Below are 23,112 nucleotides of genomic sequence, written 5' to 3'. Positions count from 1 at the left end.
ATGACCACGATAATCAGGGCTAGCAGTGAGTTGATGTGAGCGAATGAGTTCATCTGTCTGTCGTTCTTTCGTTAAATTTTATTGTGTAATGTTCTACGAAATTGTTTGCGTCACTAGTGGTAACACACAAATCTGCTGCATGACAAGCAAAAAGTCATTCTTTTTTCACATTTCGTCACCATCTGGACACGGTATATAACATATATATATAGAAAACATCTGGTTGTATAACGTACAGAGAAATGAGGGAATTATGGGGCTGGCGATCATTCATAGTCGGGCAAGTGTGGGAGTGCAAGCGCCCTCAGTAAGCGTGGAGGTTCACATTAGTAATGGAATGCCCGGGTTTACGCTAGTCGGGTTGCCTGAGACTACCGTTAAGGAATCTAAAGATAGGGTCCGTAGCGCTATTATTAACTCGAACTTTCAGTTTCCTGCTAAGAGAATTACGGTCAATCTAGCGCCTGCTGACCTGCCTAAAGAGGGAGGGAGGTTTGACTTACCTATCGCCTTGGGTATTTTGGCTGCTTCAGAGCAAATTGCGACAAATACCCTCAAAAATTACGAATTTGTTGGTGAACTTGCGCTTTCTGGTGGTTTGAGACCAGTAAAAGGCGTTCTTCCGGCGGCTCTTGCCGCAAATAAAAGTCAGCGTCATTTAGTGGTACCTCATGACAACGGCGATCAAGCGGCTTTAGTTGGGAAAGAACAACACAAATCGGCCCTGTCGTTACTTGAAGTTTGCGCGGAACTTTGCGGTCAACACCGTCTTGAATTGCACCAAACGTCTAAGCGCCATGTCGTGGAACATCATGGCCGAGATTTGCAAGATATTATTGGTCAACAACAGGGAAAGCGGGCATTAGAAATTGCGGCAGCGGGAAACCATAACCTGCTTTTTCTTGGCCCACCTGGTACAGGTAAAACCATGCTGGCTTCGCGACTGTGTGATTTATTGCCCGAAATGACTGACGAAGAAGCGATGGATACCGCGTCCGTAGCCTCATTGACTCAAAGTGAAATCAACGAGCACAATTGGAAAACACGGCCGCTGCGTAGTCCGCATCATTCAAGTTCAATGGCTGCGTTGGTTGGGGGAGGATCTGTCCCTCGACCTGGAGAGATTTCTTTGGCACACAACGGATTATTGTTCTTAGATGAAATGCCCGAATTTGATCGCAAGGTGCTCGACTCTTTGCGAGAACCGTTAGAGTCAGGCGAAATCATTATTTCTCGAGCGCAAGGTAAGACACGTTTTCCTGCTCGTTTTCAATTGATTGGGGCACTCAATCCAAGCCCCACAGGGTATTACGAGGGTAATCAAGCACGGACCAATCCTCAGGCTATTTTGCGTTATCTTAGTCGTTTATCTGGCCCGCTGCTTGATCGTTTTGATATGTCTTTAGAAATACCGTCTCTTCCGAAAGGGACGCTTGTAGAGGGTGGGGATAGAGGTGAACCAACGGCAGTTGTAAAAGAGCGAGTGAATCAAGCTAGGGAGTGTATGCTTAATCGCAATGGTAAGGTGAATGCGTTGCTAGGAAGCCGCGAGATAGAAGCTTTTTGCCCTTTGCAAAAAAACGATGCAGAGTTTTTAGAGAATGCACTTCATCGACTTGGACTCTCGATTCGTGCTTATCACCGCATTATTAAAGTGGCTCGAACGATCGCGGATCTTGAAAGTTCAGAGCAAATTGAACGTTCTCATTTAGCTGAAGCGTTAGGTTACCGTGCGATGGACCGATTGCTTAAACAGCTGACGGCACAAGCCGTATAAATGCGGGATTGAAGATGCAGCGAGCCCTGTCAAACTCGCTGCAAAGATAAGTTAGAAAGTGTAGTTCAAGCCCAAAGATAGGAGGTACTGCTCCTCATCATAGAACGTGATATTGGAGTTGGTGCTACTGAAGCCCGCGAGTGAAATAAAAGACCAATCTTGCCAATCAAATACGTCTTTAAATTCGTAGGCAGCAAACAAACTCAATTGATCGTCATCACGAGTTTTACCAAAAGTGCTGCTAGCAGATTCAAAATCTTTGATCTTGTAGCCTGCTGTTAAAGCAATACTGTGTCGATTGATGAACTGGAATAAGCTTAAATCGAACCCATATGAGTCAAAAGATTCTGCATCGCCATCGGCATCATGATGAACGTAGGTAAATGCAGGTTGAAGCATTGATGTACGACTGAGTGGAATTCGGTAATCGCCTTTAATGTGGTAAATCTTGGCGTCACGCGCCAGTGATGGGTCTATCACCGTATCCTTTTTTACATCTTTATCTGCATACGCCAAATCAAGGTTAAAGTTGTCATGTAAGAAGCGGTTGATTTGGAAACGAAATGCATTACCACCCTCATCAGTGGTCTTTCTTGTCTGGTTCGTGAGGTAAGGGTTTTGCCAAGTTTCCCCATCTAAGATAGTGGGTAAGTAAGAAAAGTCGAGAACGGTACCTGAGCTGAGCTGATATTTGTAGCCAAGTTGGAATGCTAATGTACCAATGGCGATGTCTGAACGGGTGGTACCGACATAGACTTGTTGGTTCAGTTTGGAGCCCCAAGTATACGCGGCGTTGCCAAGAGGAGCTGCGATAAAAGAACCGTCACTTTCGGCGCTATCGTTGAGTGAGTTAATGGTGCTGCTGTTGTCAGTATTAAAATGAGATTTTGATGAGATAAAACCTGCATTTAAGGAAACTTCACCACTAAAACCAGCGGTTTCTGCAAGTTGAGCCTGCACTGAGCTGACGATGAAAGCCAATGGGATTATGGCTAACCTTGATTTCATTCGCGTTCTCCTTGTATGTCGAATGAAGAGCTTTTTGAGCATGAGTTCACTTTTTTATCATGAAAACAAATCTGACCATTCTTACACATATTCCAATGTGTCAGCGGATTCGTATAATTACACGCTGTTTTATTGTCCATGCGCGCGAATTACTGATTGGGTACCATGTTGGCATATTTGTTACTTATTTTTAACGTTTCTTTTGTGATTATTAATTCTGCGGTTTGTTCTATCACAATTTGTATCCTTGCCATTTTTAAGCTTTTGCTACCTACACCGAAGCTTAAAGCCAAAGGAACAGAGTTAGCCAACAAAGTTATGTGGGTATGGGCAACCATTAATGCCGGCATTCTTTCACTCTCGAATCGGATTGAATGGGATGTTCAAGGCGGAGAGCATTTAAAAAAAGATGGTTGGTATTTGTTGATCAGTAATCATCTTAGTTGGACTGATATTGTTGTACTGTGTTGCGTGTTTAAAGATCGCATTCCGATGCCAAAGTTTTTCCTCAAGCAGCAATTATTGTATGTGCCGTTTATTGGTTTAGCTTGCTGGGCGCTCGATATGCCATTTATGCGTCGTTATTCTCGTGAGTATTTGCTTCGTAATCCTGGCAAGCGTGGGCAGGATTTGCAAACGACACGTCGCTCATGTGCCAAGTTCAAGCATACTCCAACCACGGTTGTAAATTACGTCGAGGGCACGCGTTTCACGGTAGAAAAACAGAATCGAAGCCGTGCTAGCTATCAACATTTATTGGCGCCAAAATCGGGTGGGATCGCTTATACATTGGCCGCGATGGGGGATCAGTTTGAGAGCATCATTGATGTGACATTGGCCTATCCAGAGAATAGGGGTAAGCCATTTAAGGATGTATTGATGGGCCGCATGACGAAAATCGTTGTGCGCGTTAATGTGTTACCTGTCGATGAACGCGTATTGGGCGATTACTTTAATGACAAGTCATATAAGCGTCAGTTTCAGAAGTGGTTGGGGGACGTGTGGCAAGAGAAAGATCAATTACTTCAAGACATTCACAAATAAAAATGGGGAGCACTATGCTCCCCATTTTTATGTTTGTCTAAGTTACTTCAGTGTGAGTAAGTAGTTTACTAGTGCGAAGTATTCGTCCATCGACTTGATGCCCTGTGCTTGAACAAGGTATTTGTTGTTAACGATGACGGCTGGAACGCCTGTTAGACCGCTGCTTTCAAATTGCTTGTCCATGCGGCGAACCATTGAATCTACCGCAAAGCCTTTAAATGCAGCATCAAATTTCTTCTCATCCACACCTTCGTCTATGAAGATTTGGCGAAGCTCTGCATCGTCACGTGGTGCTTTACGCATGTTTTGAATGCGGTTAAACATTACTGGCACCATCTTGTCTTCAATCTTAAGAGCAACCATAGTGGCGTAAGCTTTGCTCATTGATGGCCCCATGTTGCCACCCATAAACGACACATGGTTTTTTTGTAGCTTCACGCCCTCAGGTAGTTGCTGCTTTAACTGTTGAATGATAGGTTCAAAGGTATGGCAGTGTGGGCAGTAGAAAGAGAAGAACTCGGTGACTAGCGGCTTTTTCGATGCCTCTAAATCCAATACTTTGTAATGTTCACCTTCTTTGAATTGCGCTGCATGTGCCGATAGGCTCAGCATTAGCATAGAAAACAGTGCGAACAGCTTTTTCATTTAATTATCTCCATTTTGAAATGTTCGGTCTGACTTACCATTGAGGCATTAAAGACAAGGGTGCTTCTTCTAAGTTGGCAATCTGTTCTTTAAATGCAAGGACCTGACCTTCCCAGTATTTTGGCTCATTGAACCATGGAAAAGCGAGCGGAAATGCCGGGTCATGCCAACGTTTTGTTAGCCATGCCATATAGTGGACCATTCGTAGACCGCGAAGAGGCTCAATTAGTTTCAGCTCTGCTGAGTTAAAATCGCAAAACTCTTGATACCCCTCCAATAGGATATCGAGTTGCATCAATTTATCTTGACGCTCACCACTGAGTAGCATCCACAAATCTTGTACCGCAGGGCCGTTACGCGAGTCATCTAAATCGACAAACATCGGACCATCACGCCATAAAATGTTGCCTGGATGACAGTCGCCGTGCAGCCGAATCGTGTCAAAGCTGCTTTGCCAATGACTCTCAATGGATTTGATCAGCATATCTAAATCATTGAAGAAGCTGTTTTCCAAATGCATTGGGATCATGTTGGCGTTTTGCAGAATCTCTTTTGGTTGGTAGAGGTACTCTTGCAAGCTAATCGTTGGGCGATGTTGGAATGCTTGTCGGCTACCGACCTTATGAATACGACCAAGAAAGCGGCCTACGCCCTCTAGTTGGTCTAGGTTATCGACTTCAAACTGACGACCACCAACGCTCTCAAACAAAGCAAAGCTGTAACCTTGATAGTGATGCAGAGTTTGCTCATTAATGCGAACGGGCGGTGCAACAGGAATTTCGTTATCGATCAACTCAAGCGTGAAATCGTGCTCTTCTTGAATTTGCTCATTGCTCCAGCGCTCTGGTCGGTAGAACTTGACCACATAGCGTTGACGCTCTTCATCGGTAAACTGATAAACACGGTTCTCGTAGCTATTGAGCGGTAAAAAACCTGACTCTGCTCGAATGCCGATGCTTTCCAGCGCGTACCACATGAAGTCTGGAGTCAGAGCGTCGAAGTTAAAGGTACCTTGGGACATATAAATAAAAAGGCTCATTACTGAGCCCTTTTCCATTGATTGTCGAAGTCGAATCTATAACTGTTTGATAAAACGGCTCTCTACTTCGATAGTGAATTCATTGCTCTTATTCGTGAGTATAAACTGAATTGTTGTGATCGCAGAGCTTAGCTTGTCAGGATCGGCGCCAAGGCTCATTGGTAAATTGAGAACTTCACCAGGTTCTACATAGATAGTTTGTTTTCCGTACCAACTCACATCATTCAAACCTTCCACATTCAGGGTGTACTCTTGTACTTGCTGAGTTTTGTTGATCACTTTGAGGGTGTAGGTATTTTCTACCTCTCCAGCGCTGTTGACTCTGAACAGTTGGTTGCGATCTCGCAGTACGCTCATGCCAGCTGGGTCAACAGAAGCAACTTGTAAGAAGAACAAACCAATCATCACCAGCAATACCGCACCATAGCCAAGTAATTTTGGACGCATGATCTTGGTGCTTTTACCGGATAGGCGATGCTCGGTGGTGTAGTTGATAAGGCCTTTTTCATACCCCATTCGTTCCATGGTTTTGTCACACGCATCAATACATGCACCACAGTTGATACACTCATACTGGAGACCATCGCGGATATCGATGCCTGTTGGGCAAACCTGAACACACAAATCACAGTCGATACAGTCCCCTAAGCCGAGTTGCTTTGGATCGGCTTTGCGAGAACGAGGGCCACGTTGCTCACCGCGGTTTGTGTCATAGCCAACAATAAACGTGTCCTTATCGAACATTGCGGATTGGAAGCGCGCATAAGGGCACATATGAATACACATGATCGAGCGCATCCACCCAGCATTACCGTAAGTACATATAGCAAAGAACATCACCCAAAAGACTGGCCAGAACTCAGCATTAAAGGTGAAAAAGTCGATCACTAATTGCTTCATAGGAACAAAATAGCCAACAAAGGTAAAACCAGTGGCGAGCGCAATGGCAAACCAAGCAATATGTTTAACGGTCTTTCGCATCGCCAAATTGGCGGTCAGTTTGTTGGAGTCTTGTTTGCGGCGCTTGTTGGCACTGCCTTCCAGTTTTTCTTCAAACCAGATGTATATGAAAGTCCAGACTGTTTGCGGACAAAGATAGCCACACCAAACTCGACCTAAGAATGTGGTGATAAAGAATAAGCCAAATGCTGCTATTACAAATAACAGCGCAAGTAGCGTGAGGTCTTGTGGGTATAGCGTTGTGCCAAAGAAATTGAACTGTTGGTTACCGATGTCTAGCAAAATGGCTTGGCGTTCGCCATATGGAATCCATGGAACCAAAGCAAATAATAGCAGTAAAAACCAGCCACCATAACGGCGTAGTTTTTGATAGGTGCCTTTACTTTCTCGCACATAGATTTGATTGCTTGGGTTAAAACGATCCCCTTTTCCTTTGTGGGTCTTGGGGTTAAACGTTTCGGGAGTCACATCTTTGATATCGATTTTATCCTGACTCATGCACACATCCTTCTTTCGGCACGTTTATACTGTACGGTGACATTTCTAGTGATATCACTCGAGAACATTGCTGTGCTGCTCATGTTTCTACTCATATTTGACTATAAGTTTGATAGGTGAACAGAATTATTTTAGCAATAACTGATGAACGGCGATTATACATTCAATAACAATTGCGTTTCTTTAACGCAGTCAACGTTTAACAACAAAAGTTAGGTAAGTTAACGTATGCCAATTGTCGACAATAACGGGTTATTGTTGCTTGCTTAACGCTGTTTAAAATTTTGATTGCAAAATAATGACTTCTCGAAACTGTTAGCCTTATTCTCAAGCGTTTTTCTGCGCGAATTCTGAACAGTTATTGATTGTGATTGGTGTTACTGATTGATGAGTGACAAAAAAGCGACTCAATTGAGTCGCTTAGAAAAGAGTTCGTTGTTGATACGATTATTCGATGATGCCGCGCGCACGTAAGATTGCGGTTTTAAAGTCATCTTCTTGGTCTTTTTTCAGACCAGGGATCATTTCATCTTTGTCGCTGTTGCGCATTTTCAGGTGATAGATCAGTACATCGTCCGTAAGATCTTCCAGTTTTCCTGTGTAACCTGCTTCATTTGCCAGTTTAACAATGAACTGTAATAGGTTCATTTCTTGGTCTTTATGCCACTCTGGCTCAATTAGCTCAAGCAACTCTTCAATTCGATGACACTTCATTTCTTTCTCCACAATCTTTATAGGTGTTATTTGTTATTAAAGGTATCAAATTGCTCGGCGAAGACCAAATAAGAAAAGAGTATGAGGAAAGAAAAAAGCGCGGCAATAGACCGCGCTTTTTAATTAAGCTGCTTTAATAACTTTGTTTGGAACACTTGGTACAATCGCTGTCTTCTCAACCAGAGTCATTGTTGGCGCAACTTGTTTCGCCTTAAACGCAGAAGTAAAACCACTGCGACGGCGCATTGCACTACGATTTGTTTGTGCGAACCTGACGGTTGTTGGGCGCATTCTTTTACCTAACTGTCAGGCATTTCCATTGCCAATTTAATGGCCTGAAACATTATGAGTTGAGCTTCAACTGCTTGAAGGGTGGCTCTTCTGGCTTTCGCCAATCCAAATAACGAATCAGGAATAATGATATGCATGCATACCGAGTATAGGTTAGCACTACGCCAATAATTGGTCGATAGTTGAACAGTTGAATTGTATGGATTTTGTGGTTTTATAGAGATAATTGAGGCAAAAAATCTATTTTGATCCCATGATCAGCAGTAGTAGTATGAGATCTCGACAAAGGAGGTGCATATGTCATTTTTGAAGAAGACACTTGCAAGTTTTGGGATCGGCAGTGCCAAGGTGGACTCTATCCTGAACCAAGACGTGCTTTATCCCGGTCAGAATATGGACGTTTCTATTCACGTGTATGGTGGCTCAACAGAACAAGCGATTGATAATATCGATCTCAAGCTGTGTTGTCGTTATATTGCAGAAGCTCCCGATGATCGGGGCGCTCGCGAAGCAAACCCTATGCGTCGTATTCCACAAACGTATGTATTGGCGAAGTGGAGTCTTCCCTATGCGTTTACTATTCATCCCGGGGAAGACCGAACGTTTGAAGTCAAACTTGATGTACCGTGGAATACCCCTGTCACTATCGGTGATGCCAAAGTGTGGTTAGAAACCGGCTTGGACGTTGCCATGGCTCTTGACCCGACTGACAAAGACACGCTTACCGTTAGACCCGACCCACTTATGGATGCCATTTTGTCGGCTTTAGAATCTCAGGGGTTACGTATTCGTCAGGTTGAATGTGAAGAAGTAAAAGGCTTCGACTTACCTTTTGTGCAAGAGTTTGAGATGGTACCAATCGATGGACCATATCATGGAGTGTGGCGTGAACTAGAATTTGTCGCGCACCGTGATGAGCAAAACCTAAAGCTCTGGTTTGAAGTTAATCGTACCCGAAGTGGCGTAAGTGGCATGTTGGCAAGTTTATTAGGAAGTGGAAAACTCAAACGAGAGTTGAGCATTCCAGTGAATACTAATTTGGATAACGTCGGCCCAATAGTGTTGAATTACCTTGAACAAACGACAGCAGTTCAAGAGTCTTAATTTTGGCTTACACGTGTACGCTTAATATGCCATACTAGAGTGAATATTCGAAACTCTAGTATAGGCGTGTTCATGTCAGAACCACAGAAAGCTCAATACAGTCAGGGCGAAGAGCTGGCCAATTCGATCACTCACGGGATAGGGATGATCTTTGGTATCGTCGGTTTGATACTGCTTTTAATAAAAGCGGCCGATCACCAAGCCGATACTCTCACTATGACCAGTATGGCAATTTATGGCTCTAGCATTATTGTCCTGTTTATGGCCTCTACGTTATATCATGCGATCCCTCATCCACAGGCCAAACGTTGGTTAAAAACTTTCGACCATTGCGCCATTTATCTTTTGATTGCGGGCAGTTACACGCCGTTTTTATTGGTGAGTCTGCGTACCCCATTGGCCATTGGGTTGATGATGGTGATTTGGACCATCGCGCTAATCGGCATCATTATGAAAGTCGCGTTTGTGTATCGATTTAAGAAGTTGTCACTGATGACGTATTTAGTGATGGGGTGGTTGTCGCTGATTGTAATCTATCAACTTGCTGTTCATTTAGATATTGGTGGTTTGACGCTATTGGCAGTCGGTGGGTTGGTGTATTCGGTTGGGGTGATTTTCTACGTTGCTAAACGGATTCCATTTAATCACGCGATTTGGCATGGCTTTGTCTTGGCGGGTTGTGTGTGCCACTTCTTCGCCATTTACTACTTTGTCGAGCCTATCTAACGATGAAATCAAATGGATAAACTCGACAAAGAAATGGTGAACTATTAGCGCGTTTTCACTTCTAGAACTTCGGCAGAGAATTGGTATTGCTGCGATTGTGGCACCGCGAGTTTAATTGCTTTGCCTTGCTCTGCTTGTTGTGGGCGTAAGTAAGTATCCGCCATGCGTTTGATGGATTGCCAAACGGTGATGTTATCTTTCACCAACAGCTTGCCAGACATATCGAACACTTGTACTTCTACTTCCACCTGAATCACCGATTGAGAGCTTTGGTTGGTGATTGAGGTTGGTAGTATCAACTCACCATCGTCATAGCTGGCGGAACCAATCAGCACATCCACTCCAGAATCAGACAACTGCATGGTTGGCTTTTTCGCGTTCACGACAACGGTGGTGCCCACTTTCTTGTTAACGACTGGAATAGTCGCTATTTCTGGAGCCGTTACGGCTTCTAAGGCTGTTGTTGATGCAGCAACCGCCGCTGCTTCAACCGCTTCTGCTTTCTCTAATGTGGTTTCTGGTGTCGCTTTCTTTACAACATACTCCCACGTGAAGTCATCGTTCAATTTTACTTCACGACCATCTGCTAATTTCACCACTTCTGCGGCGTAAGCGGATGAAGTGGCAAGTAGAGTCGCCAGAGTGATCCATGTTTTCATTGTTATACCTTTTATTTAAGTCTGCTTATCGGCGCCAAAATGCAGGGAAGAACAGAACAAGAATAGTCAAAATTTCCAGACGGCCCATCAACATACCAAAGCTGAGTAGCCACTTGGCGGTGTCTGGCAATGAGGCAAAGTTTCCAGTAGGGCCAATCCTAGTGCCCATCCCCGGCCCGACGTTCGCTACTGCGGTAATGGAGCCAGAAATACTGGTCACAGGGTCTAGGCCAAGCGCACTCAAACACCCTGCGATAAAGATGATAGTGATAAAGAACATTAAGCCGAATGCGACGACAGAACGCACGATGTCATCATTCACTGGTCGTTGGTTGTAGCGTTGGACAAAAATGCCTGATGGGTGAATGAGCTTCATTATTTGCTTGTTTAATAAGGTCATTGCAATCTGGAAGCGGAAGATTTTAATACCTCCAGATGTAGAGCCAGAACACGCGCCAGCCATTAGCAAAAATGCAAATAGCGTCGCAGGTAATGCGCCCCAAGCGGTAAAGTCATCAAGACCAAACCCTGTTGTTGTTACGACAGACACAACGTTGAACATAGAGACGCGCAGTGCATCAAGAACAGTGTAGCCGTTATGAATGACCAACCAAGCGGCAACCACTAAGCTTGAAAACAAGAACAGATAACCAAACCCGCGAACCTGTGCATCTTTCAATAAAGCATCCAGGCTGCGTTTGCGTAAAGCGGCGACGAAGAGCAGGAAAGGTAAACCACCTAAGAACATGAATACGGTTGCGACCCAATGGGCTCCGTGAGAGAAGTTATTCATTGAACTGTCTGATGTGGAGTAACCGCCGGTTGATAAGGTCGTAAACGCATGGTTAATGGCTTCGAACAGGTTCATGCCCGTCAGCAAGTAACCCACAATACATAAGCCTGTTAGCATCAAGTACACCAATACGATGTTTTTAGCGACCGTCTTCGCTCTTGGGCTACTTTTATCTGACCAGTCAGACGATTCAGTTTGGAACAGTTTCATGCCGCCGACATTGAGCATCGGTAGGATGGCGACGGCCATAACGATAAAGCCTATGCCCCCTAGCCATTGCAAGATAGAGCGCCATAGCAAGATACTTGGAGCCATGTCATCTAGGCCACTTAATACCGTAGAACCTGTTGTCGTTAAGCCTGACATGGTTTCGAAGTAGGCATCGGTAAAGCTGATGTGGTTAATAAAAATAAACGGGAGTGCAGCAAAGGCACTGGCGATGGTCCACACCAAACTGGTGATGAGAAACATATCGCGTACGCTGAGTTTGAAATTGGCGGTTCGGCCAATGGTTAAACAGATAAATGCGGCAAGGTGAGTTATAACAACGGCTTGGGCGAAATCAAGGAACCCGCCTGTACCCGTGAAAAACGCGACCAAAGTCGGCACGTACATAAAAAGGGCCAGTTTGGATAAAACCAGCCCGATAACAAACAGTACGGGACGTAAGTTGACCATAGGAAAATCCTAAAGGAAGAATGGACTTGGCTGGAACAGCGCTTCGACGTCTGGTACGTATTTTTTGTCGACCAGGAACATCACTACGTGGTCATCTTGTTCGATGACAGTACGGTCGTGTGCGATAAGAACTTCTTCGCCACGAACGATAGCACCAATGGTGGTTCCTGGTGGGAGTTTGATATCGCCAATCGCGCGACCCACCACTTTGGATGTGGTTTCGTCACCGTGCGCAACGGCCTCGATGGCTTCTGCTGCGCCGCGGCGTAGAGAAGATACGTTAACAATGTCTGCACGACGAACGTGCGTCAGTAGTGCAGAGATGGTTGCTTGTTGAGGAGATATCGCCACATCAATCACGCCGCCTTGTACAAGGTCGACATAAGCGCCACGCTGGATAAGTACCATTACTTTCTTCGCACCCATGCGCTTTGCCAACATCGCCGACATGATATTGGTTTCATCTTCGTTAGTTAACGCGATGAACACATCTACTTGGTCGATGTTTTCTTCGGTAAGCAGTTCTTGATCCGCCGCATCACCACAGAAGACGATGGTGTTTTCTAGTTGCTCTGATAACTGTTCTGCACGTTGGTAGTTGCGTTCAATCAACTTTACGCTGTAGCTTTGTTCAAGGCGTTTCGCCAAGCTTGCACCGATGTTACCACCACCAACAATCATGATGCGGCGGTAAGGTTTCTCGAGGCGCTGAAGCTCACTCATCACCGAGCGGATATGGTTACTTGCAGCCACGAAGAACACTTCATCATCGGCTTCAATTATGGTGGTGCCTTGCGGACGAATAGGACGACCCTGACGGAAGATTGCAGCAACACGGGTATCAATGTGCGGCATGTGCTCACGTAGTGCAGACAGTGCGTTACCAACCAATGGGCCACCATAGTAGGCTTTCACGGCGACTAGGCTGACTTTCTGCTCGGCAAAGCTAACCACTTGCAGTGCGCCTGGGTATTGGATGAGGCGCTCGATGTAGCTCGTTACCAGCTCTTCTGGTGCGATAAGGTGGTCGACAGGAATAGCTCCAGACTTAAATAGGGCTTCTTTTTCTGCCAGATACTCTGGAGAACGAATACGTGCAACACGGTTTGGGGTATTGAACAGAGTGAACGCAACCTGACAGGCTGCCATGTTAGTCTCATCGGTGTTGGTTACTGCGACAAGCATATCGGCGTCTTGTGCACCCGCTTCATGCAGTACGTCTGGATGACTGGCGTGACCGTTAACCACTCGTAGGTCGTATTTGTCTTGTAACTCACGCAGTCGGTCGCTATTTTTGTCGACGATGGTGATGTCGTTGTTCTCACCAACTAGATTTTCCGCCAGTGTGCCGCCAACCTGACCAGCACCAAGAATAATGATCTTCATACTCTTTACTCGTTATCTGAAAAAGGCGATTGAATTCACTTCAATCGCCCTATTTAGCATGCTGTTACGCGTGTTTTTTTGTTAGCACTGCGTAGTAGAAACCATCCATATCTCCTTCGCCTGGTAGAATCTGACGACCAGGTTGCTTTGGATCGGAGTCCACTAATTGCGCGTCCGCAGTACGTGCTAAGAACGCTTTTACTTGTTCCACGTTTTCTTGTGGTGTGATTGAACAAGTTGCGTAAACTAGGGTGCCGCCAGGTTTCAGTTGCGTCCACATTGCGTCGAAAATTTCGCTCTGTAGCTCTGCAAGTGCGGCAATATCATCAGCACGACGTAGCCATTTGATATCTGGGTGACGACGAATCACGCCCGTCGCCGAACACGGTGCATCCAACAAAATGCGATCAAATTGTTCGCCTTGCCACCATTCTTGAGGATGACGTGCATCGCCGCAAACCACTTTTGCCTGAAGGTTGAGGCGCTTCAGGTTTTCGTGCACACGTTTAAGGCGTGTGTCATCGCAGTCGATGGCAACCACTTCGCTGCCAGACGTACGCTCAAGAATGTGCGCTGTTTTACCACCAGGAGCTGCACAGCAGTCTAGGATCAGGTCACCATCTTTTGGTTCAAGGTAGTTAATCGACAGTTGTGCCGCCGCATCTTGTACCGATACCCAACCTTTTTCAAAGCCCGGTAGTTTCATCACATCGCATGGCGCCGCTAATTTTAAGGCATCCATTGCTTGAGTGTGAGGCGTGCTATCAATGTTCTCATTATTGAGTAACGCTAGGTACTCATCACGAGTGTGGTGCTGGTGGTTTACACGCAGCCACATTGGCGCTTTCTGGTTGTTCGCTTCAACAATGCTTTCCCATTGTTGTGGGTAAGCGTCTTGTAATAGCTTTAACAACCATCCTGGATGACCATATTTGCCCGCATTATTGCTCACACTAATTTGGTCTAATTCTTCTTGATTGCGTTGGTAGTTACGCAGTACCGCGTTGATAAGGCCACGCAAACGCGGACCTTTTAAATCCGTAGTCCCTTCAACCGTTTCACCCACGGCAGCGTGCGCAGGAATACGCATGAAGCTTAGTTGGTAAATACCAACCAAAATAAGGTGATGGAAGACACGTTGCTTGCCTTTGAGAGGCTTGTCCATCAGTTGGTTTGCAATGGTTTCTAAGCGAGGAAGGTAACGTAGAGCACCGTAACAGATCTCTTGCAGCAGAGCATGGTCACGAGGTCGTATGTTTTGTTGAGCCGCTGGAAGGGCGCTTGAAAGTGAGTGGCCCTTGTCGACGACAAGATACAAGACGTTGGCAGCCGCAGCGCGAACATTCATGATGAGTACCTTAAAGTAAAGGAGGGCATCTCTGCCCTCTAAAAGTTCGTATTATTGGTTTTTTGACACCGTTGTCTGGTTTTTAAACCAGTTGAGTACCAACTTCAAACCAAGATGCACGTGAGTTCAGGATGTCCTGAACTGACATGGCTTTTTTACCCGGAACTTGCAACTGTTCCAATGCCAGTACGCCGTTGCCTGTCGCAACGTAAATACCGGTTTTATCCGCTTGTACAATCGTGCCCACAGGCTTGTCGCTAGTTTGCTCAGCAACACGGCTTTGCCATACCTTGATGCTGTTTTCAGCAACTTCAAAGTGACTCATTGGCCATGGGTTGAATGCACGAACGCAACGCTCAATGTGTGCTGCGTCGTCGTTCCAATCGATGCGCGCTTCTTCTTTGCTTAGCTTCTTCGCGTAGTTTGCAAGCTCATCGTCTTGCTTCACCGGCTCTGCTTTACCAGCAGCGATGTCTGCTAAACAATCAATCAGAGCATCAGGGCCCAAGCCAGCAAGTTTCTCGTACATTGATGCGCTAGTGTCGCTTGCTTCAATCGGCAATGTCGCGATTTTTAGCATGTCGCCAGTATCCAGACCAATGTCCATCTGCATGATGGTGACGCCAGTTTCGGCATCACCAGCCCAAATTGAGCGTTGGATCGGTGCCGCACCACGCCAACGAGGAAGAATCGAGCCGTGTACGTTGATACAGCCTAGTTTAGGTGTGTCTAGAACGATTTGTGGAAGCAATAGACCATAAGCGACAACAACCATGATGTCGGCGTTCAGATCGGCAAGCTCTTGCTTTGCTTCATCTGACTTGAAGTTTTCTGGCTGATAAACTGGAATATCATGCTCAAGAGCGATGGTTTTTACTGGGCTTGCAGTAAGCTTTTTACCACGACCTGCTGGGCGGTCTGGTTGAGTATAAACCGCGATTACTTCGTGCTCCGAAGACAACAACGCCGCCAAGTGACGGGCGGCGAAATCCGGAGTACCTGCAAAGACAATACGTAAAGACTGACTCAAGGTAGGCTTCCTCTATTTGTTTGTATCGAGATTAAGCGCTTTGCTGCTTCTCGTTAAAGCGTTTGATTTTTGCTAGTTTGTCTTGGATACGCTTGCGCTTTAGTGGCGATAGGTAATCAACGAACAATTTACCTTGTAGGTGATCCAGTTCGTGTTGAACACAAATAGCGAGTAGATCGTCAGCGTCAAAAGTGTACTCTTTGCCATCGCGATCTAGGGCTTTAACGGTAACTTCAGCAGCGCGAGACACTAGTGCACGAGCACCTGGTACTGATAGACAGCCTTCTTCGATGCCATCTTCGCCACGCTTTTCCAGAATCTCAGGGTTGATGAGCACCATTGGTTCATCACGATTTTCTGAAATATCAATTACTACGATACGTTGGTGGATATCTACCTGCGTTGCTGCCAGGCCAATACCTTCTTCGTCGTACATGGTTTCAATCATGTCATCGACAATTTTTTGAATCTCAGGTGTCACCGCCTCGACAGGCTTTGCAACGGTACGCAGGCGATCATCTGGGAATGTTAATACTTGTAATACAGACATATTCACTCGAAATATTGAACTGTGCCGTAACAGCACAAACCTTGTTGGCTCAATTCTAGACATTTTATAGCCTAAATGACAGCATCCTTGCACCAATTTCCATTCAGTTAACGGACAAAAAGACCAAGGGTGAGGGCCATGAATCGAATTCTTTATGATGCTTCATGTGCAGTTTTTCTGATACTTTTGGCTTTCAATGCATTGGCAAGTAAGGGCTCGCAACCTTTGAGTCTTAAAGCGAATGCTCCCAAATTCTATGTCGTTTCAAGAGGTGATACTCTCTGGAGTATTTCGTCTCTGTATCTTGCTAGTCCGTGGCATTGGCCTCGTTTGTGGCAAGCAAACCCTGAAATTAATAACCCAGACCTAATTTATCCTGGTGACACCATTGTGTTGGATTGGGTCAACGAACAACCGGTTTTGAGCGTAAAACCGATTAAAAAGCTTAGCCCTAAGATTCGCATTATTGAGAAGAAACCGATAGTCGCACCCCTTGAACCACTGGTGTTGTCTGGGTTTCAGAACAATAGGTTGATTGATAATAATGCTTTGACTGCTGCCGCAAAAGTGATCGGAAATAAATCTGGCCACAAGTATCTAACGGCGGATGAGACGGTTTACATTAGCGGTGCACACTCGGCGGTTCAGTGGGCTATTTTTCGTCGTTTGGAGACGTATCATAGACAAGATGTTTCTCAAAATGTTACGTCTCTACGGTTGATCGCAAGAGGAACGTTGGTTGAATCTTCAAGTGCCTTTTCTGGATTAAACATTACTTCTCAACAACAAGAGATTCTGCGCAATGATGTTGCGTTGCCTTTATTAAATAATGTGTCCCACAATTCCACATCCACCCTTTCACCATCATCAGTGAACCTCTCTGTTAATGTACTTGGTAACTTAGATAACACTCATTTTAGCTCGACCAACCAAATTGTTGTTGTAGATAAAGGATCTAAGGATGGCCTGCGCCTAGGTAGCGTGTTTGAACTTAAAGAAGCAGCGCGTCCGGCGCTTGACGGTGAGAGCTCCTTTGTTACAGAAAGCGGTGTATTTGACACTCAGTTTGTTTTCCCTCGTATCAAAGTCGGAGAATTAGTTGTTGTCGATCTGTATGACTATTTTAGTTTCGCGTTAATTACCAAGAGCACGAGGCCGATTGATAAAAACGTGTTTTTGGCCCCTCTTTCAGTTGAGAGTTCTTATTCGAATGAAAATACAAAATGAGAGTGACCTTGCTGCTTGGTTAAAACTAACGTGTTTACCGGGGATCGGCGCGGTAAAGCTGAATAAGTTGTTGAGTAAAGATTCGCCAAGCAATATCGTCCAGTATTCAACCTCTGAGCTGCAACTTTTAGGGTTTACCGACAAGCAACTACAAGCGTGGTCTATGGTTGATAAAGAAGTGGATGCTTGTTTAGCTTGGTTAGCGTCATCTTCCCAGCATTCAATTCTTACCTTGGCTAACCCCCGGTATCCACCGCTATTAAAGCAAACGGTCGCTCCGCCTCCTTTGTTGTTTGTTAAAGGTGATGCGAGCTGTTTATCCTTGCCACAAATCGCCATGGTTGGTAGTCGCAACGCCAGTGTGAATGGTTTGCAACATGCACGCAGTTTTGCTTCAGAACTCGTTCAGCATGATCTGATCGTGACCAGTGGATTGGCTTTAGGTATTGATGGTCATGCGCATGATGGAGCTTTGCAAGCCGGTGGTAAAACGATCGCAGTGCTAGGCTCAGGATTAGAGCAAGTGTATCCAGCAAGGCATCGTAGTCTGGCGCAGCGGGTGATAGAAAGCGGTGCGTTAGTGTCGGAGTTTCGCCCGGAAGCAAAACCGAGAGCAGAAAACTTTCCGCGTCGAAATCGAATTATAAGTGGCTTATCCTTAGGTGTTTTAGTTGTTGAAGCGGCAGAAAAAAGCGGCTCTTTGATAACGGCACGTTATGCCCTTGAGCAAGGGCGTGAAGTGTTTGCGTTGCCTACGTCAATCAATGCCCCGAATGCGACGGGGGGTAATCAGTTGATTCGTAGTGGTGCCTGCCTCGTACAAAATACCCAAGAGGTGCTAAATGAAATACAATCTTTACTCAATTGGTCTGTTAGTCAGAGTGTAGATTTGTTTTCTACGCCAATGAGTGAAGAAGAATTGCCATTTCCTCAGCTGTTCGCTAACGTAGGAAATGAGGCTACACCAGTTGATATTCTTGCAAACAGGACCAATATATCTGTCCAAGAAGTCATGATGCAGCTCTTAGAGCTTGAGCTTTCAGGGCATGTTGTTGCAGTATCCGGTGGCTATATTCGAAAGGGGAGGGGCTAGCTATGATGATGGATATACTTATGTATCTATTCGAAACCTACATCCATAGCGATGCAGATTTACAGGTCGATCAAGACGAGTTGGAAGATGAATTGCTTCGAGCAGGTTTCCAACAAAAAGATATCTACAAAGCCCTTGTCTGGTTAGAAGAGTTGGCAGCGTTACAACAAAGTGATGCACATTCTGCTATCTCATCGTGTATCGCATCGGCATCGACTCGTATCTATACGGCATCAGAGATGCAGCGTTTGGACCTCGAATGTCGTGGTTTTTTATTGTTCCTTGAGCAAATCAATGTTCTGACCACAGAAACACGAGAGATGGTTATCGATCGTGTGATGGGGCTGGAAACTAATGAGTTTGAGCTTGAGGACCTTAAATGGATCATCCTTATGGTGCTGTTTAATGTTCCGGGCAACGAAAACGCCTACACGCTGATGGAAGAGCTGCTGTACACCAAGGAACAAGGTATTCTTCATTAATATCTTCGCTTGAGCGGTGAGTATGAGTAGTAAAATCGATCACAACCTTTTCTCGGCACACGAGCATGCGCTTGAGCGCGAACCTTGCCCTAAATGCGGTGGGGAAGTTTCGCTTAAGCACGGTAAACACGGCCCTTTTCTAGGTTGTAGCCAATACCCAAGTTGCGATTATATTAAGCCGCTACACAGCAATGACGGTCACATCGTGAAAGAGTTGGGTGTACCTTGCCCTGAATGTGGCAATGAGTTGGTACTCCGCCAAGGGCGCTACGGTATGTTCGTTGGTTGTAGCCATTACCCTGCATGTCATCATATTGAGTCGATTAACCAACCTGAGCCAGAGCAGCAAGCGAAAGAGCAACATGCTTGCCCAGAATGTGGCAAAGGACATTTGGTTGAGCGTAAGACTCGATTTGGTAAAACATTCTACGCGTGTGATAATTATCCGAAGTGTAAGTTTGCGGTGAACTTGCCACCTGTAAGAGGCCGCTGTGAGGAATGTGGGTTTACCTTGTTGGTAGAAAAGAAACTGGCCAGCGGGGTTAAACTGCAATGCGCGAGCCGTAAGTGCCACCATACTCAATCACAATAACTTTCAGTACGAATTAAAAAGGGTCGCATCATGCGACCCTTTTGCTATTTATTCCGATGCTTTTCTAGGCTTGCCACTGCTTGGCAAATTCATGTACAGCAGGGAAAGCCTGTTCATCCAGAACCTCTGCTAATGCACAAAGTTTGCGATTAAGTTCGCCTGTGTAGTCACCACATACGTTGATGTGGCCCATCTTGCGACCCGCACGTTTTTCTTTGCCGTACCAATGAATGTGGCAACCATTCATCGCTAGCAATGCTTCTGGTAGTATGTCTTCACCAAGAATATTAATCATCGAGGTTTCACGAACCAGTTTCGTGCTACCCAAAGGCATGCCACACACGGCGCGTAGGTGGTTCTCAAACTGACAAGTTTCTGCACCTTGCTGAGTCCAGTGACCAGAGTTGTGTACGCGTGGTGCGATTTCATTAACCAGCAACGTGCCGTCAACGTCGAAGAACTCGAGGGCTAACACACCAACGTAGTTCAAACTGTTGGCAACGGCCGTGAACATCTGTTTCGCTTGTTCTTGCAACTTAGGTGCATCAATTGCTGTTGAGAGGCTTAATACACCATTGGTGTGAACGTTCTCTGCCAGAGGGTACACTTCAACGCTGCCATCTTTACCACGAGCACCAACCAGTGAAACTTCGCGGTTAAAAGGAACAAATTCCTCAGCAACAATCGCTTGAGTTGGTGTTGCCGCGATGCACTCTGCCATCTCTGTCCAAATGTCTTCGACTTGAGAAGTTTCTTTTAAGCGCCACTGGCCTTTACCATCGTAACCACCCAACGCACTTTTCAGAACCATTGGCATACCAACGTGTTCAATTGCGCGGTCAAAGTCTTCACGAGTTTCGATTACGTAGTATTTCGCGTTACGCACGCCAGCATCATCAAGTAATGCCTTTTCAACACGGCGATCACCGCCTGCTTTGATGGCTTGCGTACTTGGTAAGAACTTACCGCTCGCTTCGCAAACATCGAGCACATCATGTGGGATATGCTCGAACTCAGCAGTAATGACGTCGACTTGTTCAATTGCATTCTCTAAGCCGTTGCCTAGTACGTGCTGAGTCAGTGGATGAACGATGTTACCGCTGCTCACATCGTAAGCTGAGATTTGAATATTCAGTGGCGCACCAGCCAGAGACATCATACGAGCTAGTTGACCCGCACCAAGAACCAGTACATGCATCTGATTAATCCTCAGCAGGGTTTGGGTTCGCCAATACGGTTTCCGTTTGTTCGTTACGGAACGCTTCGACTTTTGCCATGATCGCTTCATCATGTGTACCAAGGATTTGAGCTGCTAGGATGCCAGCATTTGCTGCGCCAGCTTCGCCAATCGCCAATGTACCAACCGCAATACCCTTTGGCATTTGTACGATAGAAAGCAGTGAATCCATGCCTTTCAGTGCACGAGACTGAACTGGAACGCCAAGTACAGGTACGCTGGTAAACGCTGCTGCCATGCCTGGTAGGTGAGCGGCTCCGCCTGCACCCGCGATGATGACTTTAATACCGCGTTCTTTGGCACTGCTTGCGTAATCAGCCAATAATTGAGGAGTACGGTGAGCTGACACCACCTTTGTTTCGTAAGACACGCCAAATTGATCCAGCATGTCTGCTGCTAGTTTCATGGTTGGCCAATCTGATTTAGAACCCATGATGATACCGACTTTCATCTCAAACTCCTTCAAGCTGCAAAATTAGGTGAGCTGATAAATTTGTGCGCATTATACGGGGATTTTTACCTCAAGCAAACGTTTGCGTGTGTTTGTAAATGGTATTGATACATTTTATAAACAAATTGATTTAGTCTCTGAGAATGAATATTTGTACACTTAGTGCAAACACAACAGATAAGACTATCAGGAAGTAATTGGTGGATAACTTTGAACAGGTGCTTGAAGCACTACAAAAAGGCGAAGTGATTGCCTATCCAACAGAAGGCGTATTTGGTGTCGGCTGTGATCCAGATAACCCAGAAGCGATTCAAAAGTTGCTAGAGCTAAAGCAGCGCCCAGTAGAGAAGGGGCTCATTCTTATTGCGGCTAGCTATGAGCAGCTTTTGCCTTATGTTGATGAATCTCAGTTGACTCAAGAGCAGTTAGATAAAGTACACGCAACGTGGCCTGGTCCATACACTTGGATCATGCCTGCGAGTGACAAAGTTTCTCATTGGGTATCGGGTCAATTTGATTCGATTGCCGTACGTGTGACGGATCATCCTTTAGTACAAAAGATGTGTAATGCGTTCGGAAAGCCGCTAACCTCTACCAGCGCGAATCTTACTGGCCTGCCTCCTTGTATGACGACGGAAGAAGTCGAAGAACAGTTAGGTGACCGACTTGTGGCGATCTTACGTGGTGAAACCAGTGGTCGTGACAAGCCTAGTGAAATCCGTGATGCTAAAACCTCGCAAATATTAAGACAGGGCTAACCCTGCTAGTCAGCAATCAATAGGTACTACACGTATGTCAGCAATTGATAAGCACGCCGTAAAGCAGTTCTTGATGTCACTTCAGGATTCCATTTGTCAGCAACTAGAACAAGAAGATGGAAAGGCCGTCTTTGTCGAAGATGCTTGGCAACGTGAAAAAGGAGAGCGTCTTGGTGGTGGTGGCCGTACTCGCGTATTGCGTGATGGCCATATCTTCGAGCAAGGAGGAGTGAACTTCTCTCATGTAGAAGGTAATGAAATGCCAGCGTCTGCGACGGCGCATCGCCCAGAGCTAGCTGGTCGTCGTTTTGAAGCGATGGGTGTTTCTCTGGTTATCCATCCTCACAACCCCTATGTACCGACTTCACATGCCAACGTCCGTTTTTTTATTGCAGAGAAAGACGGTGAAGACCCAATTTGGTGGTTTGGTGGTGGTTTTGACCTAACACCTTTCTACCCATTCGAAGAAGATTGCCAATTATGGCACGACACTGCAAAACAGCTTTGTGCGCCATTTGGTGACGACGTTTACGCAGAGCACAAAGCGTGGTGTGACAAATACTTCTTCTTACCACATCGTAATGAAACTCGTGGTGTCGGCGGTCTATTCTTTGATGACCTAAACCTGTGGGAGTTTGATAAGTGCTTTGACTACATCAAAGCGGTTGGTGAGGGATATTGCCAAGCTTATCTACCGATCGTTTCTCGTCGTAAAGACATTGAATACGGTGAGCGCGAGCGTGAGTTCCAACTGTATCGCCGTGGTCGCTATGTTGAGTTCAACCTTGTGTATGACCGCGGTACTCTATTTGGCCTACAAAGTGGCGGGCGTACAGAGTCGATTTTAATGTCGATGCCGCCACTTGCACGATGGGAATACAGCTATGAGCCGCAAGCTGGCTCTCCAGAAGCAGAGCTTTACGAACGATACTTACAACCTCGCGAGTGGTAAGTTCTGAATCTCCTTTTCTATATAGATAGATAGTGATAGGGTCATCTGTAATCAGGTGGCCCTGTTTTTT

At 45.7% G+C, this 23,112-nt stretch carries 24 protein-coding genes; 10 read left to right on the top strand and 14 right to left on the bottom strand.

The features are described from left to right. Positions 1–253: 253 nt before the first annotated feature. The gene (locus VA249_RS14525) at positions 254–1,777 is read left to right on the top strand and encodes a YifB family Mg chelatase-like AAA ATPase (RefSeq protein WP_221068387.1); all 1,524 of its coding nucleotides are present in this window, start codon (positions 254–256) and stop codon (positions 1,775–1,777) included. 51 nt (positions 1,778–1,828) lie between these two features. On the opposite strand, the gene VA249_RS14520 is transcribed toward VA249_RS14525, so the two are convergent. Then, on the bottom strand, positions 1,829–2,785 hold the full coding sequence (locus tag VA249_RS14520; RefSeq protein ID WP_128812174.1) for a DUF2860 domain-containing protein: 957 nt from the start codon (positions 2,783–2,785) through the stop codon (positions 1,829–1,831). A gap of 165 nt (positions 2,786–2,950) precedes the next feature. Between VA249_RS14520 and VA249_RS14515 the strand changes: the two genes are divergently transcribed. Further along, the gene (locus tag VA249_RS14515; protein ID WP_221068386.1) at positions 2,951–3,829 is read left to right on the top strand and encodes an acyltransferase; all 879 of its coding nucleotides are present in this window, start codon (positions 2,951–2,953) and stop codon (positions 3,827–3,829) included. Positions 3,830–3,871: 42 nt separating this feature from the next. Here the strand turns inward: VA249_RS14515 and VA249_RS14510 are convergent, their stop codons facing one another. The 5 genes from VA249_RS14510 to VA249_RS14490 all read right to left on the bottom strand — a co-directional run bounded on the left by VA249_RS14510 (position 3,872) and on the right by VA249_RS14490 (position 7,976). Beyond that, a complete protein-coding gene (locus VA249_RS14510; RefSeq protein ID WP_221068385.1) occupies positions 3,872–4,474 on the bottom strand; it encodes a thiol:disulfide interchange protein DsbA/DsbL in 603 nt (200 codons plus the stop codon). Between the two features lie 34 nt (positions 4,475–4,508). Continuing rightward, on the bottom strand, positions 4,509–5,495 hold the full coding sequence (locus tag VA249_RS14505) for a serine/threonine protein kinase (RefSeq protein ID WP_221069969.1): 987 nt from the start codon (positions 5,493–5,495) through the stop codon (positions 4,509–4,511). Positions 5,496–5,549: 54 nt separating this feature from the next. Continuing rightward, positions 5,550–6,971, bottom strand: a complete 1,422-nt coding sequence (gene ccoG / locus VA249_RS14500; protein ID WP_221068384.1) for a cytochrome c oxidase accessory protein CcoG — start codon at positions 6,969–6,971, stop codon at positions 5,550–5,552. A gap of 447 nt (positions 6,972–7,418) precedes the next feature. Further along, complete coding sequence (locus VA249_RS14495; RefSeq protein WP_128812172.1) at positions 7,419–7,685, bottom strand: YihD family protein; 267 nt, start codon at positions 7,683–7,685, stop codon at positions 7,419–7,421. A gap of 123 nt (positions 7,686–7,808) precedes the next feature. Continuing rightward, on the bottom strand, positions 7,809–7,976 hold the full coding sequence (locus tag VA249_RS14490; protein WP_128812170.1) for a hypothetical protein: 168 nt from the start codon (positions 7,974–7,976) through the stop codon (positions 7,809–7,811). A gap of 297 nt (positions 7,977–8,273) precedes the next feature. Here VA249_RS14490 and VA249_RS14485 point away from each other — a divergent pair, with 297 nt between their 5' ends. Both VA249_RS14485 and trhA read left to right on the top strand, forming a co-directional pair. Next, entirely contained in the window at positions 8,274–9,080 is an 807-nt protein-coding gene (locus VA249_RS14485; RefSeq protein WP_221068383.1) for a sporulation protein, read from the top strand. 72 nt (positions 9,081–9,152) lie between these two features. Then, positions 9,153–9,806, top strand: coding sequence for a PAQR family membrane homeostasis protein TrhA (trhA, locus tag VA249_RS14480; RefSeq protein WP_128812168.1), 654 nt, complete (start codon positions 9,153–9,155; stop codon positions 9,804–9,806). Between the two features lie 44 nt (positions 9,807–9,850). Here trhA and VA249_RS14475 read toward each other — a convergent pair whose 3' ends face one another. The 6 genes from VA249_RS14475 to def form a co-directional block, all read right to left on the bottom strand. Beyond that, positions 9,851–10,465, bottom strand: a complete 615-nt coding sequence (locus VA249_RS14475; protein WP_221068382.1) for a DUF3157 family protein — start codon at positions 10,463–10,465, stop codon at positions 9,851–9,853. Between the two features lie 25 nt (positions 10,466–10,490). Beyond that, positions 10,491–11,936: a TrkH family potassium uptake protein gene (locus VA249_RS14470; RefSeq protein ID WP_221068381.1), complete on the bottom strand. Its 1,446-nt coding sequence runs from the start codon at positions 11,934–11,936 to the stop codon at positions 10,491–10,493. A gap of 9 nt (positions 11,937–11,945) precedes the next feature. After that, positions 11,946–13,322: a Trk system potassium transporter TrkA gene (gene trkA, locus VA249_RS14465; RefSeq protein WP_221068380.1), complete on the bottom strand. Its 1,377-nt coding sequence runs from the start codon at positions 13,320–13,322 to the stop codon at positions 11,946–11,948. Between the two features lie 64 nt (positions 13,323–13,386). Further along, positions 13,387–14,670: a 16S rRNA (cytosine(967)-C(5))-methyltransferase RsmB gene (gene rsmB, locus VA249_RS14460; RefSeq protein WP_221068379.1), complete on the bottom strand. Its 1,284-nt coding sequence runs from the start codon at positions 14,668–14,670 to the stop codon at positions 13,387–13,389. Positions 14,671–14,752: 82 nt separating this feature from the next. Further along, entirely contained in the window at positions 14,753–15,700 is a 948-nt protein-coding gene (gene fmt, locus VA249_RS14455; protein ID WP_221068378.1) for a methionyl-tRNA formyltransferase, read from the bottom strand. Positions 15,701–15,731: 31 nt separating this feature from the next. Next, positions 15,732–16,250 carry a peptide deformylase gene (def, locus tag VA249_RS14450; protein ID WP_221068377.1) on the bottom strand — a complete coding sequence of 173 codons (519 nt, stop codon included), beginning with the start codon at positions 16,248–16,250 and terminating at the stop codon, positions 15,732–15,734. A gap of 138 nt (positions 16,251–16,388) precedes the next feature. On the opposite strand from def, the gene VA249_RS14445 reads away from it, so the two are divergent. The 4 genes from VA249_RS14445 to VA249_RS14430 are packed head-to-tail and all read left to right on the top strand — an operon-like array spanning position 16,389 to position 19,644. Then, positions 16,389–17,477 carry a LysM peptidoglycan-binding domain-containing protein gene (locus tag VA249_RS14445; RefSeq protein WP_221068376.1) on the top strand — a complete coding sequence of 363 codons (1,089 nt, stop codon included), beginning with the start codon at positions 16,389–16,391 and terminating at the stop codon, positions 17,475–17,477. Further along, positions 17,461–18,570, top strand: coding sequence for a DNA-processing protein DprA (gene dprA, locus VA249_RS14440; RefSeq protein WP_221068375.1), 1,110 nt, complete (start codon positions 17,461–17,463; stop codon positions 18,568–18,570). The genes VA249_RS14445 and dprA overlap by 17 nt, the downstream gene beginning before the upstream one ends. Before the next feature lie 2 nt (positions 18,571–18,572). Next, entirely contained in the window at positions 18,573–19,052 is a 480-nt protein-coding gene (locus VA249_RS14435) for a DUF494 family protein (protein ID WP_275946046.1), read from the top strand. Between the two features lie 22 nt (positions 19,053–19,074). Continuing rightward, on the top strand, positions 19,075–19,644 hold the full coding sequence (locus tag VA249_RS14430) for a DNA topoisomerase family protein (RefSeq protein ID WP_221068374.1): 570 nt from the start codon (positions 19,075–19,077) through the stop codon (positions 19,642–19,644). A gap of 64 nt (positions 19,645–19,708) precedes the next feature. On the opposite strand, the gene VA249_RS14425 is transcribed toward VA249_RS14430, so the two are convergent. Further along, complete coding sequence (locus tag VA249_RS14425; protein ID WP_221068373.1) at positions 19,709–20,842, bottom strand: 5-(carboxyamino)imidazole ribonucleotide synthase; 1,134 nt, start codon at positions 20,840–20,842, stop codon at positions 19,709–19,711. Positions 20,843–20,846: 4 nt separating this feature from the next. After that, complete coding sequence (gene purE, locus VA249_RS14420; RefSeq protein ID WP_005440742.1) at positions 20,847–21,332, bottom strand: 5-(carboxyamino)imidazole ribonucleotide mutase; 486 nt, start codon at positions 21,330–21,332, stop codon at positions 20,847–20,849. A 200-nt stretch (positions 21,333–21,532) separates the two neighbouring features. Between purE and tsaC the strand changes: the two genes are divergently transcribed. Next, the gene (tsaC, locus tag VA249_RS14415) at positions 21,533–22,090 is read left to right on the top strand and encodes an L-threonylcarbamoyladenylate synthase type 1 TsaC (protein WP_020196744.1); all 558 of its coding nucleotides are present in this window, start codon (positions 21,533–21,535) and stop codon (positions 22,088–22,090) included. 34 nt (positions 22,091–22,124) lie between these two features. Beyond that, positions 22,125–23,042, top strand: coding sequence for an oxygen-dependent coproporphyrinogen oxidase (gene hemF, locus VA249_RS14410; protein WP_221068372.1), 918 nt, complete (start codon positions 22,125–22,127; stop codon positions 23,040–23,042). The last annotated feature ends 70 nt before the right edge of the window (positions 23,043–23,112 follow it).

Source organism: Vibrio alfacsensis (assembly GCF_019670485.1).
GTDB classification, from domain to species: Bacteria; Pseudomonadota; Gammaproteobacteria; order Enterobacterales; family Vibrionaceae; genus Vibrio; species Vibrio alfacsensis.
Note: the sequence above shows the minus strand (reverse complement) of the source record. Positions and strands in the feature narration are given on the sequence as shown.

Bases quoted from the DNA above. Each gene is read 5' to 3' on its own strand.
- VA249_RS14475 (WP_221068382.1), bottom strand. From the start codon at position 10,465: ATGAAAACATGGATCACTCTGGCGACTCTACTTGCCACTTCATCCGCT.
- VA249_RS14495 (WP_128812172.1), bottom strand. From the start codon at position 7,685: ATGAAGTGTCATCGAATTGAAGAGTTGCTTGAGCTAATTGAGCCAGAG.
- purE (WP_005440742.1), bottom strand. From the start codon at position 21,332: ATGAAAGTCGGTATCATCATGGGTTCTAAATCAGATTGGCCAACCATG.
- def (WP_221068377.1), bottom strand. From the start codon at position 16,250: ATGTCTGTATTACAAGTATTAACATTCCCAGATGATCGCCTGCGTACC.
- VA249_RS14425 (WP_221068373.1), bottom strand. From the start codon at position 20,842: ATGCATGTACTGGTTCTTGGTGCGGGTCAACTAGCTCGTATGATGTCT.
- VA249_RS14510 (WP_221068385.1), bottom strand. From the start codon at position 4,474: ATGAAAAAGCTGTTCGCACTGTTTTCTATGCTAATGCTGAGCCTATCG.
- dprA (WP_221068375.1), top strand. From the start codon at position 17,461: ATGAAAATACAAAATGAGAGTGACCTTGCTGCTTGGTTAAAACTAACG.
- VA249_RS14520 (WP_128812174.1), bottom strand. From the start codon at position 2,785: ATGAAATCAAGGTTAGCCATAATCCCATTGGCTTTCATCGTCAGCTCA.
- rsmB (WP_221068379.1), bottom strand. From the start codon at position 14,670: ATGAATGTTCGCGCTGCGGCTGCCAACGTCTTGTATCTTGTCGTCGAC.
- trkA (WP_221068380.1), bottom strand. From the start codon at position 13,322: ATGAAGATCATTATTCTTGGTGCTGGTCAGGTTGGCGGCACACTGGCG.
- VA249_RS14490 (WP_128812170.1), bottom strand. From the start codon at position 7,976: ATGCGCCCAACAACCGTCAGGTTCGCACAAACAAATCGTAGTGCAATG.
- VA249_RS14485 (WP_221068383.1), top strand. From the start codon at position 8,274: ATGTCATTTTTGAAGAAGACACTTGCAAGTTTTGGGATCGGCAGTGCC.
- VA249_RS14430 (WP_221068374.1), top strand. From the start codon at position 19,075: ATGAGTAGTAAAATCGATCACAACCTTTTCTCGGCACACGAGCATGCG.
- VA249_RS14515 (WP_221068386.1), top strand. From the start codon at position 2,951: ATGTTGGCATATTTGTTACTTATTTTTAACGTTTCTTTTGTGATTATT.
- VA249_RS14470 (WP_221068381.1), bottom strand. From the start codon at position 11,936: ATGGTCAACTTACGTCCCGTACTGTTTGTTATCGGGCTGGTTTTATCC.
- hemF (WP_221068372.1), top strand. From the start codon at position 22,125: ATGTCAGCAATTGATAAGCACGCCGTAAAGCAGTTCTTGATGTCACTT.
- trhA (WP_128812168.1), top strand. From the start codon at position 9,153: ATGTCAGAACCACAGAAAGCTCAATACAGTCAGGGCGAAGAGCTGGCC.
- VA249_RS14445 (WP_221068376.1), top strand. From the start codon at position 16,389: ATGAATCGAATTCTTTATGATGCTTCATGTGCAGTTTTTCTGATACTT.
- ccoG (WP_221068384.1), bottom strand. From the start codon at position 6,971: ATGAGTCAGGATAAAATCGATATCAAAGATGTGACTCCCGAAACGTTT.
- VA249_RS14505 (WP_221069969.1), bottom strand. From the start codon at position 5,495: ATGTCCCAAGGTACCTTTAACTTCGACGCTCTGACTCCAGACTTCATG.
- VA249_RS14525 (WP_221068387.1), top strand. From the start codon at position 254: ATGGGGCTGGCGATCATTCATAGTCGGGCAAGTGTGGGAGTGCAAGCG.
- VA249_RS14435 (WP_275946046.1), top strand. From the start codon at position 18,573: ATGATGATGGATATACTTATGTATCTATTCGAAACCTACATCCATAGC.